The organism is Bacillus sp. FSL K6-3154 (assembly GCF_040869395.1).
GTDB classification, from domain to species: Bacteria; Bacillota; Bacilli; order Bacillales; family Bacillaceae; genus Bacillus; species Bacillus safensis.
Map to the genome: position 1 here is coordinate 2,128,394 of NZ_CP152033.1, position 17,615 is coordinate 2,146,008.

Below are 17,615 nucleotides of genomic sequence, written 5' to 3' on the forward strand. Positions count from 1 at the left end.
TATGAATCAGTTATTGAAAACCTTTGAAAAAAAATCAGATCTCATTCAGCTTATTTGTTTTCCTTTTGCCGGCGGATATTCCGCCTCATACCGTCCACTCTTTGAACAGCTAAAAGACGTGGCCGAAGTCACAGCAGCAGAGCCCCCAGGGCACGGTACCAATCTCATGCCGCTTGAATCAAGCATTGACCGGCTGGCAGAGCTGTATAAAGAAGGACTTACGGACAAATTGAACCGCCCATTTATTCTGTTTGGACATTCAATGGGAGGGCTTGTGGTATACAGACTAACCCAGCTGCTAGAAAAGGAAGGAATTTATCCTGCAGCAGTGGTGATCTCAGCCATTCAGCCTCCGCAAACAAAACGGCAGATGCTGACGCATTTATCCAACGAAGCATTTGTACAGCATATTGCCGAAATGGGCGGGATTCCAAAGGAATTACTAGAGAACAAACCAATGATGGATTACTTTACGCCATCATTGCGTGCAGACTACAAGGCACTAGAAACCTTCCAGCACACAGATCAATCGATTATCGACACACCTGTTTATTTATTCAATGGAAGGCAAGATGAGAAATGCATGCAGGATGCAAGCGGCTGGTTAAAATGGGCAAAAACCATCGAACGCACCATTTTCGATGGAGGCCACATGTACATCAACACACACCTCAAGCCATTTGCAGAGCAGATGAGACAGGTGATTGAGCTAACAGCCAAGCAGCAATTGATCAAGAATTAAGAAAAAACGACCCATCAATAGGGTCGTTTTTTACTGAGGAATAATACTTGAAAACGCTGATATAGCTAATGAAAATAAGAATAATAAAACGAATGGGAGGTAAAATTTATAACTTCTATTTTCTTGATCTTTTAAGTAAGAATAGCACCACACACTAAATGCGACTATAACGAAAATGTTGATGTTCCATAAAAATGGAAGTGTAATCGTGCGTTCAGCATTAGATACCTTAAATAGGTATAAAATAATAACAATCAAGTTGCCTAGTAAAATGTAATAGTAAGCTAATATCCCTTTTTTAAAAATATTTTTATAGGAATCTTTTATTCCAAAAATAATAAAACTTAAAAAAATGACTAATGAAAAAAATAAAACTTCAATCATTGGCTTGAATATTTCTCCAATCACAGCAAGTGAAATACCTATCCACTTACTAACTTCAATTACATCTTGATTCCCATCAAGTTGTAGTTCTAGTAGATTTTTATTTATTTCATCCATTTTTAATATAGAAAGGATGAAAGCTATTATACCAGAAAGCATACATACTAATAAAATGTGTTTTTTCATAATAGCACCCTTTAACAATATCAAATTTTTATAAAATAAAATTCAACCATCGAAGCAATAAATAATAAGAAAACACCGGTTATAAGCTGACTAGCATAGATTTTCCCTTTTGTTTTAAATGAAATTTTGTTTTTAGATATGATATATCCTATAATCTGTCTTGATATATCAAAAGAGACAAAATAAAAAAGGAACAAACCGACAATCTCCATCGGAGCGTGGAAAATAATATAGTATAATGCTATATCAAATCCATATATATAGGTATACGATATAAAAAATGCACCTAAGAAAAAACCATTTAGAAAAATAATCATGCTAGATAACAAACCTAAACTAACTATTCCAGATATTAATATTAGGAGTGACACAAAAAGATTATTAAAAAAAATGTCTAGATAGCTATGAATCTCAATGTTGTTTTTAAAATCTATACTATCTATAAATGTTGAAGCAAAAATACTTAAACTAAAACCTCCTAAAAATAATATGATAAAAACTGAAAAATTTTTAAGATAATTTTTCAAAAAACTTCTTTTCGAGCTGATCTTCATGAAAAGTCACTCCTGAAGATTTTTTTTCTGAGTGAATAATACTACCATTATCAATAAAAAGGATTTCATCACATAAGTCTGCAGCAAATTGAATGATATGTGTGGAGAGCAAAATGATTTTGTTGGCATCTCTGAAATTTCTTAAATGTTTTTTCATGTCAGCCATGTTAGTAGGATCAAGACCTGTAAATGGCTCATCTAATAAAATAATGTTTGGATGATGTAATATTGTTAATATAAAAGACATTCTTTGTCTCATACCTCTTGAAAGAGCAGAGGAACGGCGGTGAATTTGTTCTTCTAATCCATATTTGCTCAATAAATCCTTGATTTGTTCATTTTCTAAAGGTTGTTCTACAAGCATAGATTGATATTTTACAAGTTCAAAACAGGTTAAGTTTTCAAATAGAGTTGGATCGTCTTCCATATATCCGACAGAAGAAAAATTTTGCTTACTATGATTTATTAATATTTGACCTTCATCAGGATTTATCAATCCAGCTACCATTTCTAAAATAGTCGTTTTTCCAGCACCATTTTTACCTAATAGTCCGATAATTCTACCCTCTTGGAAATGCATCTCAGGGATCATAACTTTAAAGTTAGACTCTTTGTACTCTTTAATTAGACCTTGAATTGATAACATACAATCCCTCACTCAAATAATGTTTTAAATGATTTGTAGTTTTTGTTGATTGTTCTATCCCAAAATTTAATCATTAAAAATAAAATGATGAATGAACAAGCAGCCATAACAGAATTTGTTAAAATGAAATATACTGTGCTGTATGAGGAAATCACTGATAAAGCTAGAATGAAACCATAACAAATATTTAAAGTCAATTTACTAAGAGAACTTGGAACTTGATAAACAAATTCCCAATTAAAATAAGGAAATACAACAGTAGAACCGACAGTACAAATACCGACGAGAATGCAAGTGTTTATTAAAGTAATCATCACGTAAAAAGGCTGATCTAGTTTTAATACAAAGCTTGAAAAAATGATATATAAAATACAAAAAAACAAGTGTAGTATAATAGATAAAATTATCTTATTTTTAATTTTATTTTTCACTAAGTTAGGTAGATTCTGTTTTAAAGGAAGAATGGGTCCATCAATATCAAAAGAGACATATGGTTGTATTGCATTCGATATAATAATCATTGGAAAAATCACACTAAAAATAAACAAAAAATCATTTTCTATATTCAATGTTTCAAGCTGATTTGTATTAACACCATAAAGAATTAGACCAAATAACCCCCCAGATAAGGTTAATATGAATAATAATACTGACCATTGAATAGGGGGATTTCTCATGAGAAGCGTAATTTCATAAAACAAAATATGATTAAACTCTCTAGATGTTCTTTTTCGTTTTTCTTTTAATTCTTTTTGGGAATTAAAAATTGGTACATTACGAACATTTTTCTTCCAATTCATCAATAACAATAAACTAATGAATGTGAAGGTTAAAATAAAATATATTGAATAACTAGATAAAGAATTTGTTAATAAATTGAATCTAAATACAGTGAATACCCATAGAGCAATGAGGCCTGTAGTTATATAACCAATGCTCGATGAAATTGAGAAAAACTTTGGATTAGAAAGTAGCAACAAGACGTGTAATCTAAGTAAGTAACCTAAAATAAAAGAAGTGGCGGCGAGAGCTGCTATTGTAAAAGCTCCCTCATACCCATTTATAATTAAGTTTGCTAAGTAGGACCCTAATATGAAGAATAATACACCCACAATAGTGCTGAAAAACTTACTCATATCTTTGCCGAAAATGTATTGATCAAGATGAACTTTTAAAATAGCCATCTGTTTTTTATCAGAGGAGAAAAGTATTCTCATCAAACTCTTATCAATATTAACTGTAAACATAAATATAAACAGCGATAAATAAATTATTGATAAATCCTTAACGAAAAAAGGAGTTAATATACCTAGTAATAGTGGTGTTATTATGTATAAAAAAGAAAAAAATACAAAAATGAGAGCATTTTTTCGATGATGTCTTCTTAAATCATTGATTAACAAGATTTTTGTATATGTTAAATATTTATGCATTTACAACACTTCCATTTTAAAGGTGTATAGAGAAGGCTGTTACACCTTCTCTATTAAATCTTTTTTAGAAAGAAATAGCGTATTTCACTCCGTATTTTCTAGCATAACTAATGACCAGAGAAGCAATAGCACCAAGTCCAAAAGTACCTAAGACAGCAGCAACAGCACCCACTGTACCTGCAGCATTTAGAATTGCACTAACAGAAGTTATAGCCCAGCCAGGTATTTGAGGATAGTTTGCTACTAGATTTGCAAAAGGTGTAACTGGTTCAAGAGTCAATAAAATCATAGTTGTCAAAGTTAGAGTGAAAATAAGACTCAAGCCTACAATTGCAAAAAATCTATTTTTTAAACTCAATTCCATAATTAACACCTCCTCCCTTGCTTATATGCCCATATTATACAAAAAAAGGATATTTAATAAATGGGTTTTTTATACTGTATTTTATTTCTCTGTAACGAAAGATTTAGTAGTAGTTTGATGGAATATGAGAAAAGGTAGTAAAATTACTCGAGAATTAATAGCCCATAAATCTATTTTTTATATTGATAATGACATTACTTCAGTAACTAGCTATGAAATACAAGGTGAAATCACTTATTTTATTAAATATGATATTTAATTTGGACGAAAAAAGAAGCTTATACAAGACTATCAACAATTAATAGGACATAAGAAAAGCGGCTCTTTTTAAAGAGGCCGCTTTTTCTTATGAATGCTGTTTCTTCACCACATTCCCGCCAATCACCCCGCCAATGACCAGCACCCCTCCGAGGAGATGATACCAATCAATCGTTTCGTGTAAAATGAGAACTCCGGCGGCGACCGTGATAAACGCGGATAAATTGTTAAAGATGCTGACCTTTGCCGCTTCTAGCTGTGAGAGTGCATAGTTTGATAAATATGCGGTAAGAAGAGATGAAAGAATACCTAAAAAGAGCATCGACCATACAAAGGATGCTTCTGTAAATGGACTAAAAAACTGAGGCAATGTTCCATTGATCGAATGCCGGATAAGCGCGGCGGCATTGAAAAAGACAAAGCCAAAGAAGGTCATCACAAAGGTGAGTTCGATCACATGGAATCGTTTTGTAATCACTCTGGCAAACACACTATATGCACTGGATGACAAGGCTGAAAGTAAAATCAGCACATAGCCGATGAAGTGAGAATGCTTGACATCGATTCCCTTCATGACAAAGAGAAGCATCACCCCGCACACAGAAAGAAAGGTAAACAGCACTTGTATCCATGTCGCACGTTCCTTTAAAAACCAGGCTGCCAGCAGCATCGTCAAAAAGGGAATCGTCGCTTGAATGATGCCAGCTTCTGAAGAAGATGTATACATCAATCCCCACACTTGAAAAGCAAAGAACAAAACAGGGTAAAGCAAGGAAAACGGTACGATGTAAATGAGATCACGCCATTGAATGGATATGCGATACTTTTTTCGTAGAAACGGATACAGCAATAGAGCGGCTGCAAAAGAAACAGTAAAGCGGTGTGCCAATAAATCGATTGGATTTGCTGATTCTAATGCTATTTTGACAAACAAAAAGGAAAAACCAATGATAGAGGCGTATGCGATCGCGGCAGCATACGCTTTTTGTTTTGACATATTCATAACGTGACTCCTTACATGAGCATGCATGCTTCAAATGAATTGACCGGTTCTGTTCTTCTATCGTAATCGGATCATCTAACGTGTACAATAAGAGAACATGATATCTGTACCGGTACAAGGAGGAAAAGGCGTGAGGAAATATGATCAGCTTGTCTCGAGTTTAAAAGAAAAAATGGATTCAGGTAAGTACAGCGCTGGAATGAAAATTCCCTCCATTCGCCACTTAGCGGCTCAATATGCAGTGAGTAAAAGCACTGTCATCAAAGCGCTGGACACATTGGAGCGTGAACATCTGCTGTATTCTGTAGAAAGGAGCGGCTATTATGTCGTGAAAACGAAGCAATCAGCAGCTAAGCAGGACGGCACATGGATTGATTTTGCTTCATCTGCGCCTGATCCCGTTGTGTTTCCATATGTCGATTTCCAGCACTGCATCAACCAAGCGATCGATTTATATCAAAATGACTTATTTATTTACGGCACATCCAGCGGCTTACCATCACTGCTGCCAGTCATTTCAAAGCGATTAATGGATTATCAAGTGTTTGCTCATCCAGAACAGATCGTCATGACCTCTGGTATTCAGCTCGCGTTATCCATTTTAAGCACCATCCCTTTTCCGAATGGAAAACAAACCATACTAGTCGAACAGCCGGGGTATCACTTATATCTCCAATATTTAGAGAAAAACCAATTGCCTGTGCGCGGAATTCAACGGACGGAAAAAGGGATCGATCTGATCGAATTAGAACGTATCTTTCGAGAAGAGGAGATTCGTTTTTTCTATACGATGCCAAGATTTCAAAACCCGCTTGGAACGAGTTTATCAAAGCAAGAAAAAAGAGCGATTGCAGCCCTTGCTGAGAAATATGATGTCTACATTGTTGAGGATGATTATCTGGCAGATTTAGAATTCGACACAAAAAGAGACCCGATCTATTCATACGATCAGGCAGGAAAGGTTATTTATTTGAAAAGCTTTTCTAAAATCATTTTTCCGGGACTGCGAACAGGAGCTGTCGTCTTACCTGAAGAACTGATTACACCTTTTAGCGAACACAAACGGCTGATTGATATCGACAGCTCCATGCTGTCCCAGGCAGCCTTAGAAATCTATTTAAAAAGCGGGATGTTTGAGCGGCATAGAGACAGGATGCGGGCGAGCTATCGAAACCGCTCCAAGCAGCTCGTGGCAAGTTTAAAAAATGATCAAAGCGCTTATCAGCTGGGAGAATGGGAACCAGCTACCCATACACATGTACGTGTCGACCGGTCGATTCCCATGAACCAGCTCATTCAGCAGCTGAAAAAGGCATCTGTTTCCATTCAGCCAATTGACCGCCATTACCTACAGGCCTATCAAAAGGACCCCATTCTTCAGCTGAACATCTGGCAGGTGAAAGAAGAGCAGATCACACGTGGAGTCGATCTATTAAAGACGGTATTTCAGCAAAGCACGCGTTATTAAAGACGGGACAGCACATCACTGCAAGTGATTTTCTCTACGCTTTCAGCCGCAGCAGACTTTCGTGTGCATACCGCCATTTGGTAGGCAGGGTCAAGTGAATAAGTTTGAACAAAGCAAGGTGTTTCATGATCAGGTAATGTCAACGCAGCCTGTCCATCCTCTGACAGACGGGCTGTAAAGGACGAAAGCCCATAGGATAAGCCTTTTCCAGTGAGCTTGATAAAGGCCTCCTTCATTGACCATAGATGAAAGAAATACGCTTCCTGCCGTTCTGCCGGCTGTGAGAGTAAATCCTGATACTCATCCGCTGAAAAAAATCGTTTGGCAATCGCCAGATCAATAGGTTTGATTTCCTCAATATCAATGCCAACAGGTGCATCATCTACTGCGCAAACGACCCAATCGCCAGAATGAGAAAGATTAAAATGAAAAGAAGGAAGCTGCCGGACAACAGGCTTGCCATTGCCCTCAGTTTCAAAAACGATCCGATCCATAGGCAGATCGTACATATCATGGATCGTTTGACGAACCAGCACCTCACCTAACAAGGTTCTTCTTGCATCGATCAAAAAACGAAAGCGTTCAGCCGCAGCACGCTTTTCAGATGACACAAAGGGTTTCAGCCGCTCTATTTGTTGTTGTGCATCAATTTCATCTAAGTGTTGTAATTTGATAGCAAATATCTTCATAACGAACCTCTAATTTTTTACATTGATTGTACCATTGAAGAGTGCCGCTTAAAAGGGTCCATTAACGTAAAGAGGCAGCGAGCCTCGCTGTTTTACGTCTGTTTCACGATGTGAACACCATTCGGATCAGTTGTATCAACTCCATCATCATCTGTCATAATCACGTTAAGCAGGGAAAGCTGTTCACCTTTTTGCCAGTGAATGGGCTGATGCAAAGGTGATAGCAGCTGATCCACTTTAGGTGTCTGTGACAAATCAGGAACAGCAATTGTCATAGCGTGCAGCGCATCGGTTCCCGTTTCAATGACATCTGTACGCCGCTGTAACTCAAGCCTTAAACGAAGAGGTGTCGAAAGAAACGTTCTCCGTTCCCCAGCTTGGATTGGCCAGTTTAGTTCTTTAGCTTGTGCAAGCAGCTGAGCATATTCTTCGTCTGAGACAAGAAAGCCGATGTGATCAAAAAGGACTTTTTTGCTATAGCCAAAAGTGATATTGATCTGACCTTTTCTCATTTCGATGATCCGAAAGGTCGGCTGCTCTTCTCTAAAATCTTCCCAAGTGAGCGGGGGATGAAAGGAGCCACTTTTTGTGAAACGACCTTTTACCTCAAAGCCTAGCGAACGATATGCTTGCTCTGTCTCTTCAACAAATGGTGTCCAGTAATGATAGTGGAAAAGCTGCATAGGTCTCATCTCCTGTGTGTGAATATTCTGTTTATTTATTTTAGCACAAGAAAAGCCATTCTAATTATAGAATGGCTTGTTCTCATCTAGTCAGGGTTTGAACAGGTTTCTCGGCTGTTTTTGTAATGAGCAGCTCCAGAAGCCGTGTTGATTGAGGCAAGGAGAAACGAAGGACAAGACCTGTGAAGATCGCAGTCAAAATCGTTCCAATGCCAATCGGTCCACCGAGCATCCATGCAAACAAAAGCACTGTTAACTCAATGCCATTTCGAACCCACTGTACGTTCAGTCCCGTTTTCGCTGAGATGAGCAGCATTAATGAGTCCCGTGGCCCAGCGCCAAGATTAGCTGAAACATAAATGCCAACGCCATATCCAGAAACAACAACACCTGTAATAAATACATATAAGGCCGGTAAATATCCGTGCGGCGCAGGTAATATCGCATTAAAGAAATCAATAAACACGCCAATCAGCACCATATTCAGTAAAGCGCCGATCTTTGGAAATGATTTCGTAAAAATAGAAGTCAGTGTCACAATAAGTGCACCAATAATAATGGACCATTGTCCAATTGTGAGTCCAAAATGCTGAAACAGTCCGTAGTGGAAAGCGTCCCAAGGACCAATCCCAAGGATCTTCCCTTTCACTGTCAGCGATAGTCCAAAAGCTAGTACGATCAATCCAACAAAATAAAAAAACCAACGTAAAAGATGTTCCCGCTTCAAAAGCATTCCCTTCTTTCTTAAACACTCGAGTTCCATCGTAACATACTCTCACACCCCTTTAAATGGCTTAGTCTAATTGTAATCGCTTACTTAAAAAATAATTTTTTCGAATTGTAAAGGTCAAAACGGCAAAACAAGCAGTATGACTTTCGGATTGTTTTTTTTGACAAACCAAGCCATTAATTTCCTATCTTTAAGAAAAAAAGAAAATAATTCAATATATTTTGCCAAAAAAATAATCTACACCCAATTAAAGAATATTTATCTTTAAATAGAAAGGATTGTATGTAATTCACATCATAAGACCTGTTTATAAAGATAGATATATGAGGGGATTTAAGATGAAAAAAGGCTATTTTTTTGGAAAAAACATAGACAGATCAAATGACGAGAGGTGTATAGTTCTAAAAGTCTATTTTTGTCGAAAATAGTCATTTAGTCATGTTGAGGCATTTCAAATGTTACTGATATTCTTTACCAAAGTGTGGGAGGTGAACTGGTACATACCATTATGAAATGAAGCAGGAAAAAGGGGAGGTCAAAAAATGAATATATTAAAAAGAACGAGTCAATTATTTCTTATATTGGTGCTGATCGTTGGAAATTTATTAACGGTCTCACCAGCTGTTACGAAAGCCGCTGGGACGGTGGTTGTCAATAACACGGATTCATATATTATTGGGAGTAGGCCGCTAGTTCTTCAGCAACTTGATGGAAATAATCCAACAAATGTAAAAGCTAGTGTACAGGTGAAGGGAATCGATATAGGTGCAGTGAATGGTGTTGCTGTAAGTGATCGAGAAAATGTTATGTATGCATTTGCGAATAGCACTACCCCTACTCTATATAAAATAAATGCGACATCAGGACAAGCAGAGAGTGTAGCCCAATTACCAGAAGGTGCTTCTAATGCCGTTGTGTATCAAGATAAATATATCTATTCTTACGCTTCTAATGGTGAGTATTTCCTTGGAACATACGATTTAGTTACGAAGAAAAAAACGGCCAAAAAAATTGTAGGCTATGACATTGGCTCTGGCGTTGGCGGAGATCTTGTCGTTGATAAGGACGGCTATCTTTGGTTCGCATCAAATGGCAGTGGAGCCATTGCGCAAATGAACCCTGATACAGCAGAAGTCATTCGTGTCATTCCAATTAAAAATGCGGATGGCAAAACGATTGACGGAGGCGTTCGGGGGATTAGCTTCTTGCCAAATGGACAAATGCTATTACAGTCAGGGTTAAATGAATCCATTGGCCATTCCACTCTTTTTACACTTGATGCGAAAACATTAAGTACAACATATATGGGCACTGTAGGTGATTCATTATCTTACGACTTAGCATCACGAGTAAAGCCAGAATTTGATCCATATCCTCCAGAGCTTGAATCTGAAAAATCAGTTATCTTACAGAAAAAAGCAGAGGGCAACACAGATGAGAAGCATCCAGAAGTAGGCGACACGTTACTTTATACAATTAAAGCAAAAAATACCGTGCAATATGGTATTGTCAAAAATCTGATCATATCTGATAACCTGCCAAGCAGCTTAACGTATGTGTCAGGGTCGCTTAAGGTGGATGGAACAAGCGTAACAGATGCAAAAGATCAAGACAAAGGTGATTATACAAACGGCACTGTTTTAGGTCAAATAGGTGACGTGAAAGATACCGATTGGCACACAGTGACATTTGAAGCGACGGTAGGCAAAGGTCAGGCAGGAAAAGATATTCAAAATACCGCGAATGTCAAAGGGGAAAACACACCACCGGACACACCAACAACAAACATAGAAATTTACCCGCGTGACCCAAAGCTTGAATCAGAAAAATCAGCCGTCTTACAGAAAAAAGCAGAAGGTAACACAGATGAGAAGCATCCAGAAGTAGGCGACACATTACTGTATACCATTCAAGCCCGTAATGCTGTTGAAGACAGCGTCATTGAAGATCTGGTGATTTCTGACAAGTTACCTCAAGGGTTATCATATGTACCAAATTCTCTACAGATAGATGGAAATCCAGTCACAGATACAAAAGATGATGACAACGGTGATATGACAGACGGAACTGTCACTGGAACGTTCGGTGAAGTGAAAGATGCAAAATGGCATACAGTGACGTTCGAAGTGACGATTAACAAAGGGCAGGCAGGCAAAGACATTCAAAATACAGCCAATGTCACAAGCGGCAACACACCGCCAGATGAACCGACAACGAATGTAGAAATTTATCCGCGTGACCCGAAGCTGACCTCTGAAAAATCAGCCGTCTTGCAGAAAAAAGCAGAAGGTAACACAGATGAGAAGCATCCAGAGGTTGGTGACACTCTTCTTTATACAATTAAAACAAAGAATACGAAAGAAGACAGTCTCGTTGAAAACTTAGTGATCTCAGATGAACTGCCGGAAGGATTGGCGTATGTACCGAATTCACTACAGGTGGATGGAGATACAGTCACAGACGCAAAGGATGACGATAACGGAGACTTTACAAACGGAACCGTTTCAGGACAATTTGGCGACATTAAGGATACAGATTGGCATACGGTGACGTTTGAAGTGACGGTTGAAAAAGGACAATCTGGTAAAGACATTCAAAATACAGCCAATGTCACAGGCGGCAACACACCGCCGGATAAGCCGACAACAAAAACAGAAATCTATCCGCGTGATCCAAAGCTTGAATCAGAAAAATCAGCGGTCTTGCAGAAAAAAGCAGAAGGTAACAAAGATGAGAAACACCCAGAAGTAGGCGATACCCTTCTTTATACAATTAAAACAAAAAACACGATAGAAGACAGCCTTGTTGAAAATCTAGTAATCTCAGATCAATTACCAAAAGGACTGAAGTATGTCACGGGATCTCTTCAGGTTGATGGAGAATCTGTCACGGATGTAAAAGACGACGATAGCGGAGACTACACAGATGGAAAGGTTACAGGTTCTTTTGGTGATGTGAAGGATACGGACTGGCACACGGTGACGTTTGAAGTAACAGTTGAAAAGGGACAGGCTGGTCAAGACATTCAAAACACAGCCAGCGTCACAGGCGAAAACACACCGCCAGAAGAGCCAACAACAGAAACAAAAATTTACCCTCGTGACCCAAAACTAGCATCAGAAAAATCAGCGGACATTCAAAAGAAGGCAGAGGGCAACACAGATAAAAAGACACCACAGGTAGGCGATACCCTTCTGTATACAATCAAAACAAAGAACCTTGAAGAAGACAGCATCGTCAACAATCTCGTGATTTCCGATGAATTGCCAGAAGGTCTTCAATATGTCGAAGGGTCATTAAAAGTAGATGGACAAGTTGTTACAGATGCAAAAGATGACGACAACGGAGACTACACAAAAGGCACAGTAACCGGTCAAATTGGCGATATCAAAGATACGGACTGGCATACAGTGACCTTTGAAGCGAAAGTCGCTAAAGGCCAATCAGGTAAAAGCATTCAAAACACAGCGAAAGTAACAGGCGAAAACACACCGCCAGATGAACCAACGACCGAAACAAAAATTGGACCAAGAGATCCAAAGCTTGAATCAGAGAAAACATCTGAAATCTCTCAAAAAGCAGAAGGCAATACAGATGAAAAACAAGTACAGGCAGGCGACACTCTTCTTTACACCATCAAAACAAAAAATAGTGTAGAAGACAGTGTCATCAAAGATCTAGTCATCACAGATAAGCTGCCGGAAGGTCTTCAATATGTCGAAGATTCATTAAAAGTAGATGGACAAACCGTCACAGATGCAAAAGATGACGACAACGGAGATTACACAAAAGGCAAAGTAACTGGTCAATTTGGCGATATCAAAGATAACGATTGGCATACCGTAACGTTTGAGGCGAAGGCTGTCAAAGGATCTGAAGGTAAAACCATTCAAAATATTGGAGTCGTGAAGGGTGAGAATGTAGATGAACCAGACAAACCTGAAAACTCAACGACAGTAGAACCACCGAATGTGCCAGAAGTGCCAGCAAATCCAGATCAACCTTCTGATCCACAACAGGATACACCTGGACATCATCTTCCGAATACTGCAACTGCGATGTACAACCTTTTACTAGCAGGATTTGCACTCGTATTAATAGGTGCAGCCCTGATTTTTTGGAATAGAAGAAAAAGAAACGGATAACCAGTCATGTTTCAAAAATTCATCTCAGCGATAATGATCATAGCAGGGCTTTGTCTTGCGATTGTAGGATATTTGAATATCGTTGATGGACAAAAAGAAGTAGATCAGTCATTTCAGTCTGCACAAGCAGCCATTCAGCAAAAGGGGCAAACAGATTCCCCTTTTGCGCCGCAGACTGGTGAAGCGATTGGGCTTTTGCACATCCCAAAGCTAAAAGCTGAGTTACCGATTGTAGAAGGAACAGAAGCAGATGATTTAGCAAAAGGCGTTGGTCACTTTCACGAGAGTTATTTTCCAAACGAGCACGGACAAATCGTTCTATCAGGGCATCGTGATACGGTGTTTAGACGAACAGGAGAACTTGTGAAGGGAGATCAATTGATTATCGAGCTTTCATATGGACGTTTTGTCTATGAAATCGAGAAAACAAAGATAGTGAAGAAAGATGATCAAACAATTATTACTTTACAACAGGAAAAGGAAGAACTTGTCCTCACCACATGTTACCCTTTTTCCTATATTGGTCCTGCACCAAACAGATATATCATATATGGGAAGCGTATTTAGTCACTGGAACAGCCTGCAGATTAACCGATTTGATCGCTTAATCCCTTCATAAAGAGGGAATCTTTTATATCATATCTAGAGATGCAGGAGGGGGCAATTTGTTAAATAACGATTATGTTAAATATATAGATAAATTTGGAAGAATCGTCCTGCCGACAGAGATGAGAAAACGGTTGAACATTCATCCGCAAGATTTTATGGAGATTTATCGAGAAGAAGACCAAATTGTGATGAAGCCGTATTGGCAGGACAAACCTTGCATCGTAACAGGACAAGTGACGTGTTCCAATAAGGTGCTATCCGGCGGGCTAGTTATCAGTCCAGAGGGAGCGAGACTGCTTCTGCAAGATTTACTGGCACTTCGCCTGCAAAAAGAGATATAAAAAAGGCTGTCCTCACCACGTGAGAACAGCCTTTTTTCATCATACTGGATTTAATATCCGGTTTAAGAATTGTTTTGTTCGTTCTTCCTTTGGTCGTTTGAAGATTTCTTCCGGGGGACCTTGTTCGACGATGACGCCGCCATCAATAAAAATCACTTCGTCTGCTACTTCTTGGGCAAACTTGATTTCATGTGTGACAACTGCCATGGTCCAGCCTTCCTTCGCTAGATCCTTCATGACCTTTAAGACTTCCCCGACAAGCTCAGGGTCAAGCGCAGAGGTTGGTTCATCAAAAAGCATGAGCTCTGGCTGAATGGCAAGTGCACGGGCAATCCCGACACGCTGCTTTTGACCGCCTGAGAGCTGGAATGGATACAGATCCTTTTTATCCTCAAGACCGACCTTTTGCAAGAGCTGAATGGCTTCCTTTCGAACCGTTTCCTTTGGACGGCGCTGCACCTGAACAGGACCTTCCATCACATTTTCAAGCACTGTACGGTGAGGAAACAGGTGATAATCCTGAAACACCATTCCTGATTTCCGGCGTAACTTCAGGAGATCAGCTGATTTATTTTTTTTCGAAAAATCAATCGAGAAATCATCGAAGGTAAAGGAGCCGCCATTTGGTATTTCAAGTGCATTTAAACAGCGAAGCATCGTTGTTTTTCCTGAACCAGATGGACCGAGAATGGCCACAACCTGCCCTTTGTTGATCGAAAAATCAATCGACTTTAATATTTCGTTTTCACCAAAGGATTTCTTGAGACCTTTGACTGTTAGCATGTCGTTCCCTCCTTACCTTGCGACATATCGATCAAGTCGTTTTTCAATTTGATGCTGAACGAGCGATAGAATGAAGCAGAATACCCAATAGATGAGGGCTGCTTCCATATAAATAAACAAGATTTGATCCAAGTTTGCCGCAGCAATTTCCTGTGATTTACGGAACATCTCTGCCACGAGAATTTGGGAGGCAAGGGATGTATCCTTCACCAAACTAATAAATGAATTAGAGAGCGGTGGAATCGATACACGCACAGCCTGCGGTAAAATCACGCGGACGAGCGTTTTGCGATGCGTCATTCCGATTGAATAACCAGCTTCCCATTGTCCTTTTGGAACAGACAGGACAGATGCACGGATAATTTCCGACGCATACGCACCTACGTTTAAAGAAAAAGCAATAATGGCACTTGGATATGGATCAAGTGTGATATTAAATGTCGGAAAGAAATAGAAAATAATAAACAATTGCACAAAAAGCGGCGTTCCGCGAACGGCCGACACATAGATGGAGAAAATCCATCTGAGGGCTTTAATCTTAGACATTCTAGCAAGAGCTGTCACAAGCGCGATAAAAATACCAATAATAAAGGCAATGATGGCGAGGGGAATTGTATAATAAATCCCCTGCATCACCATTGGCCAAAAAGATTGCTGAAGAAGATCCCAAGGAATGACGACTCCTAGGATATTATTTTGTAACATCTTCACCAAACCATTTCTTAGAAATCTTAGCAAGTGTACCGTCTTTCTTCATTTCTTTTAATGCGCCATTCACTTTGTCAACGACTTCGCCGCTGCCTTTTCTGAATGCGAAATACGTTTCTTGAGGATCTCCTGTTTCAAATGCAACTTTTAGGTTTTTGTTACCGCTTGTTTTCAAGTAATTTAATACAGCTAATTTGTCATTGAACGTTAGATCAGCACGTCCTTGCTGAATCAATTGAATGGATTGTGCAAGACCTTCAACGCCTTCAATCTTAGCGCCAGCATCTGTTGCTAGTTTATTGTAGTTACTTGTTAACGATTGTGCTGCTTTTTTGCCTTTGACATCCGATAGCTTCTTGATGTCGTTGTTATCTGATTTTGTCACAACAATAGCTTGAGAAGTCGTGTATTTATCAGAGAAATCATATTGATTTTCACGTCCAGTTTTCCCAACTTGGTTTGCTACCACGTCAAAACGTTTTGCATTCAGTCCAGCAAACATACTGTCCCATTGTGTTTCTTTGAATTCAGGTTTTAAGTCAAGGCGTTTTGCTACCTCTGTGATGACTTCTACATCATAGCCAGTTAATTTATCTGTCTTTTTGTCATGGAAGGTGAAAGGAGCATAAGTTCCCTCTGTTCCGATGGTTAATACACCTTTATCCTGAATGGATTTCCAAAGGTCTCCTGATTCCTTAGACCCAGATTGTTTATTCGCGTTGTCGCTTGCACCAGATCCACATGCCGTGATCAATGCAACACAAACGCCTAAAATAATGGCAAAGAACATTTTTTTCATTTTATTCCCCACTTTTCTTGTTGGTATTTACAACATATGATCTTACAGAGAAGCAACCTAAAAGTAAAGCATTTGAAACTAGCTTGAGCGAATCTCACCAACTTTATGCCCTCAAACGGTCGAACGGACAAACGATAGAACTATACCCAAGTTAAAAGGTGAATAAAACCAATCACAAGTTCAAGATGATTAAGATGATTTGATTGGAGGAACGTTAGATAAACGATTCGGGTAAAATATGCAATGATCATCCCAACGAAATTTTCCAATCGATTCAATTGACTTCTAAGAAACAAAAGGGAAGTGTGAACATTTGCATACATCGAAACAAAAACCTGTCATGATCTTAATACACGAAATATACGGAATAAATGATCATATGAAGAGTATGATCCATTATTTCGACACAGCTGGTTTTGAGGTTTATTGTCCTCATTTATTGGGACAGGCGAAGCACTTCCCTTATGTCAGTGAAAATGAGGCTTACGACTACTTTATGAATAAAGTTGGTTTTGATAAGCCGGTAAAGAGTGTACTGAATCTGGCAAAAGAGTTAAAAACGAAGAATGCCGCGATAGACATATTTCTGCTAGGTTTTAGTGTGGGGGCAACAATTGCCTGGCGATGCAGCCAAAATGATCAGCTGTTTAGAGGAGTTATTGGATTTTATGGTTCAAGGATCAGAGATGACGTCGATCTTGTGCCCGCCTGCAAAACGCTGTTATTTTTCCCGGAGATCGAAGCATCCTTTCATCCAAGGGAGATTGCGAGTGTTTTGGAGAAAAAGGAAAAGCTTTGCGTGACAATAGTAGAGGGTGAGCATGGATTCGCCAATTCATATTCTGCGGCCTTTCACGCTGAATCTAAAAAGCGCTGCTTTCAGAAAATAGATGAATTTATCAAAGTGTGTTTGTTAAAAGCAGAATGACTTGTGACTAAAGTGATCATAAGAACTGTCTAAAATGAGACTTGAAAAGAATGAAACGAAACCAGTGTGCAACGATAAAGTTTCATGCTGGTTTTTTTGTGCAATATTTTAGATATATGGCATCCTATCAAATGGTTTGATCCACCACATAGTTGTGCGAAC

General features: G+C 38.8%; 18 protein-coding genes. 6 read left to right on the plus strand and 12 right to left on the minus strand.

Translation table 11 applies throughout. The features are described from left to right. Window position 1 precedes the first annotated feature (1 nt). A complete protein-coding gene (locus tag MHH61_RS10895) occupies window positions 2-742 on the plus strand; it encodes a thioesterase II family protein (RefSeq protein ID WP_125587098.1) in 741 nt (246 codons plus the stop codon). A gap of 30 nt (window positions 743-772) precedes the next feature. On the opposite strand, the gene MHH61_RS10900 is transcribed toward MHH61_RS10895, so the two are convergent. From MHH61_RS10900 to MHH61_RS10925, 6 genes are all read right to left on the minus strand, one after another. Continuing rightward, a complete protein-coding gene (locus MHH61_RS10900) occupies window positions 773-1,312 on the minus strand; it encodes a hypothetical protein (protein WP_125587097.1) in 540 nt (179 codons plus the stop codon). 20 nt (window positions 1,313-1,332) lie between these two features. After that, on the minus strand, window positions 1,333-1,866 hold the full coding sequence (locus tag MHH61_RS10905) for a stage II sporulation protein M (protein ID WP_125587096.1): 534 nt from the start codon (window positions 1,864-1,866) through the stop codon (window positions 1,333-1,335). Further along, window positions 1,823-2,512, minus strand: a complete 690-nt coding sequence (locus MHH61_RS10910; protein ID WP_024427282.1) for an ABC transporter ATP-binding protein — start codon at window positions 2,510-2,512, stop codon at window positions 1,823-1,825. Before MHH61_RS10910 ends, MHH61_RS10905 begins: the two co-directional genes overlap by 44 nt. 8 nt (window positions 2,513-2,520) lie before the next feature. Further along, window positions 2,521-3,945 carry a hypothetical protein gene (locus tag MHH61_RS10915; RefSeq protein WP_024427283.1) on the minus strand — a complete coding sequence of 475 codons (1,425 nt, stop codon included), beginning with the start codon at window positions 3,943-3,945 and terminating at the stop codon, window positions 2,521-2,523. 64 nt (window positions 3,946-4,009) lie between these two features. Then, on the minus strand, window positions 4,010-4,309 hold the full coding sequence (locus MHH61_RS10920; protein WP_024427284.1) for a hypothetical protein: 300 nt from the start codon (window positions 4,307-4,309) through the stop codon (window positions 4,010-4,012). A gap of 346 nt (window positions 4,310-4,655) precedes the next feature. Then, window positions 4,656-5,570, minus strand: a complete 915-nt coding sequence (locus tag MHH61_RS10925; RefSeq protein WP_125587095.1) for a DMT family transporter — start codon at window positions 5,568-5,570, stop codon at window positions 4,656-4,658. A 130-nt stretch (window positions 5,571-5,700) separates the two neighbouring features. On the opposite strand from MHH61_RS10925, the gene MHH61_RS10930 reads away from it, so the two are divergent. Next, window positions 5,701-7,038: a PLP-dependent aminotransferase family protein gene (locus tag MHH61_RS10930; protein ID WP_125587094.1), complete on the plus strand. Its 1,338-nt coding sequence runs from the start codon at window positions 5,701-5,703 to the stop codon at window positions 7,036-7,038. On the opposite strand, the gene MHH61_RS10935 is transcribed toward MHH61_RS10930, so the two are convergent. The 3 genes from MHH61_RS10935 to MHH61_RS10945 all read right to left on the minus strand — a co-directional run bounded on the left by MHH61_RS10935 (window position 7,035) and on the right by MHH61_RS10945 (window position 9,137). Further along, window positions 7,035-7,727, minus strand: coding sequence for a 4'-phosphopantetheinyl transferase superfamily protein (locus MHH61_RS10935; protein ID WP_024427287.1), 693 nt, complete (start codon window positions 7,725-7,727; stop codon window positions 7,035-7,037). The two genes, MHH61_RS10930 and MHH61_RS10935, sit on opposite strands and share 4 nt — an antisense overlap. Window positions 7,728-7,819: 92 nt before the next feature. Then, complete coding sequence (locus MHH61_RS10940; RefSeq protein WP_024427288.1) at window positions 7,820-8,410, minus strand: hypothetical protein; 591 nt, start codon at window positions 8,408-8,410, stop codon at window positions 7,820-7,822. Window positions 8,411-8,492: 82 nt separating this feature from the next. After that, a complete protein-coding gene (locus tag MHH61_RS10945) occupies window positions 8,493-9,137 on the minus strand; it encodes a YitT family protein (RefSeq protein ID WP_024427289.1) in 645 nt (214 codons plus the stop codon). A gap of 545 nt (window positions 9,138-9,682) precedes the next feature. Here MHH61_RS10945 and MHH61_RS10950 point away from each other — a divergent pair. The 3 genes from MHH61_RS10950 (at window position 9,683) to MHH61_RS10960 (ending at window position 14,235) form a co-directional block, all read left to right on the plus strand. Then, the gene (locus MHH61_RS10950) at window positions 9,683-13,285 is read left to right on the plus strand and encodes an isopeptide-forming domain-containing fimbrial protein (RefSeq protein ID WP_125587093.1); all 3,603 of its coding nucleotides are present in this window, start codon (window positions 9,683-9,685) and stop codon (window positions 13,283-13,285) included. A gap of 6 nt (window positions 13,286-13,291) precedes the next feature. Then, entirely contained in the window at window positions 13,292-13,852 is a 561-nt protein-coding gene (locus MHH61_RS10955) for a class D sortase (RefSeq protein WP_024427291.1), read from the plus strand. 98 nt (window positions 13,853-13,950) lie between these two features. Then, window positions 13,951-14,235: an AbrB/MazE/SpoVT family DNA-binding domain-containing protein gene (locus MHH61_RS10960; protein ID WP_024427292.1), complete on the plus strand. Its 285-nt coding sequence runs from the start codon at window positions 13,951-13,953 to the stop codon at window positions 14,233-14,235. Window positions 14,236-14,274: 39 nt separating this feature from the next. On the opposite strand, the gene MHH61_RS10965 is transcribed toward MHH61_RS10960, so the two are convergent. Genes MHH61_RS10965 through tcyA form a run of 3 tightly spaced genes read right to left on the minus strand, consistent with a single transcriptional unit; the run spans window position 14,275 to window position 16,525 of the window. Further along, window positions 14,275-15,018, minus strand: a complete 744-nt coding sequence (locus MHH61_RS10965; RefSeq protein ID WP_024424287.1) for an amino acid ABC transporter ATP-binding protein — start codon at window positions 15,016-15,018, stop codon at window positions 14,275-14,277. A 12-nt stretch (window positions 15,019-15,030) separates the two neighbouring features. Beyond that, window positions 15,031-15,723, minus strand: coding sequence for an amino acid ABC transporter permease (locus tag MHH61_RS10970; protein WP_024424286.1), 693 nt, complete (start codon window positions 15,721-15,723; stop codon window positions 15,031-15,033). Next, window positions 15,710-16,525, minus strand: a complete 816-nt coding sequence (gene tcyA, locus MHH61_RS10975) for a cystine ABC transporter substrate-binding lipoprotein TcyA (RefSeq protein ID WP_024424285.1) — start codon at window positions 16,523-16,525, stop codon at window positions 15,710-15,712. The genes MHH61_RS10970 and tcyA overlap by 14 nt, the downstream gene beginning before the upstream one ends. 313 nt (window positions 16,526-16,838) lie before the next feature. On the opposite strand from tcyA, the gene MHH61_RS10980 reads away from it, so the two are divergent. After that, the gene (locus MHH61_RS10980; RefSeq protein ID WP_024424284.1) at window positions 16,839-17,453 is read left to right on the plus strand and encodes a dienelactone hydrolase family protein; all 615 of its coding nucleotides are present in this window, start codon (window positions 16,839-16,841) and stop codon (window positions 17,451-17,453) included. Window positions 17,454-17,615: the final 162 nt, after the last annotated feature.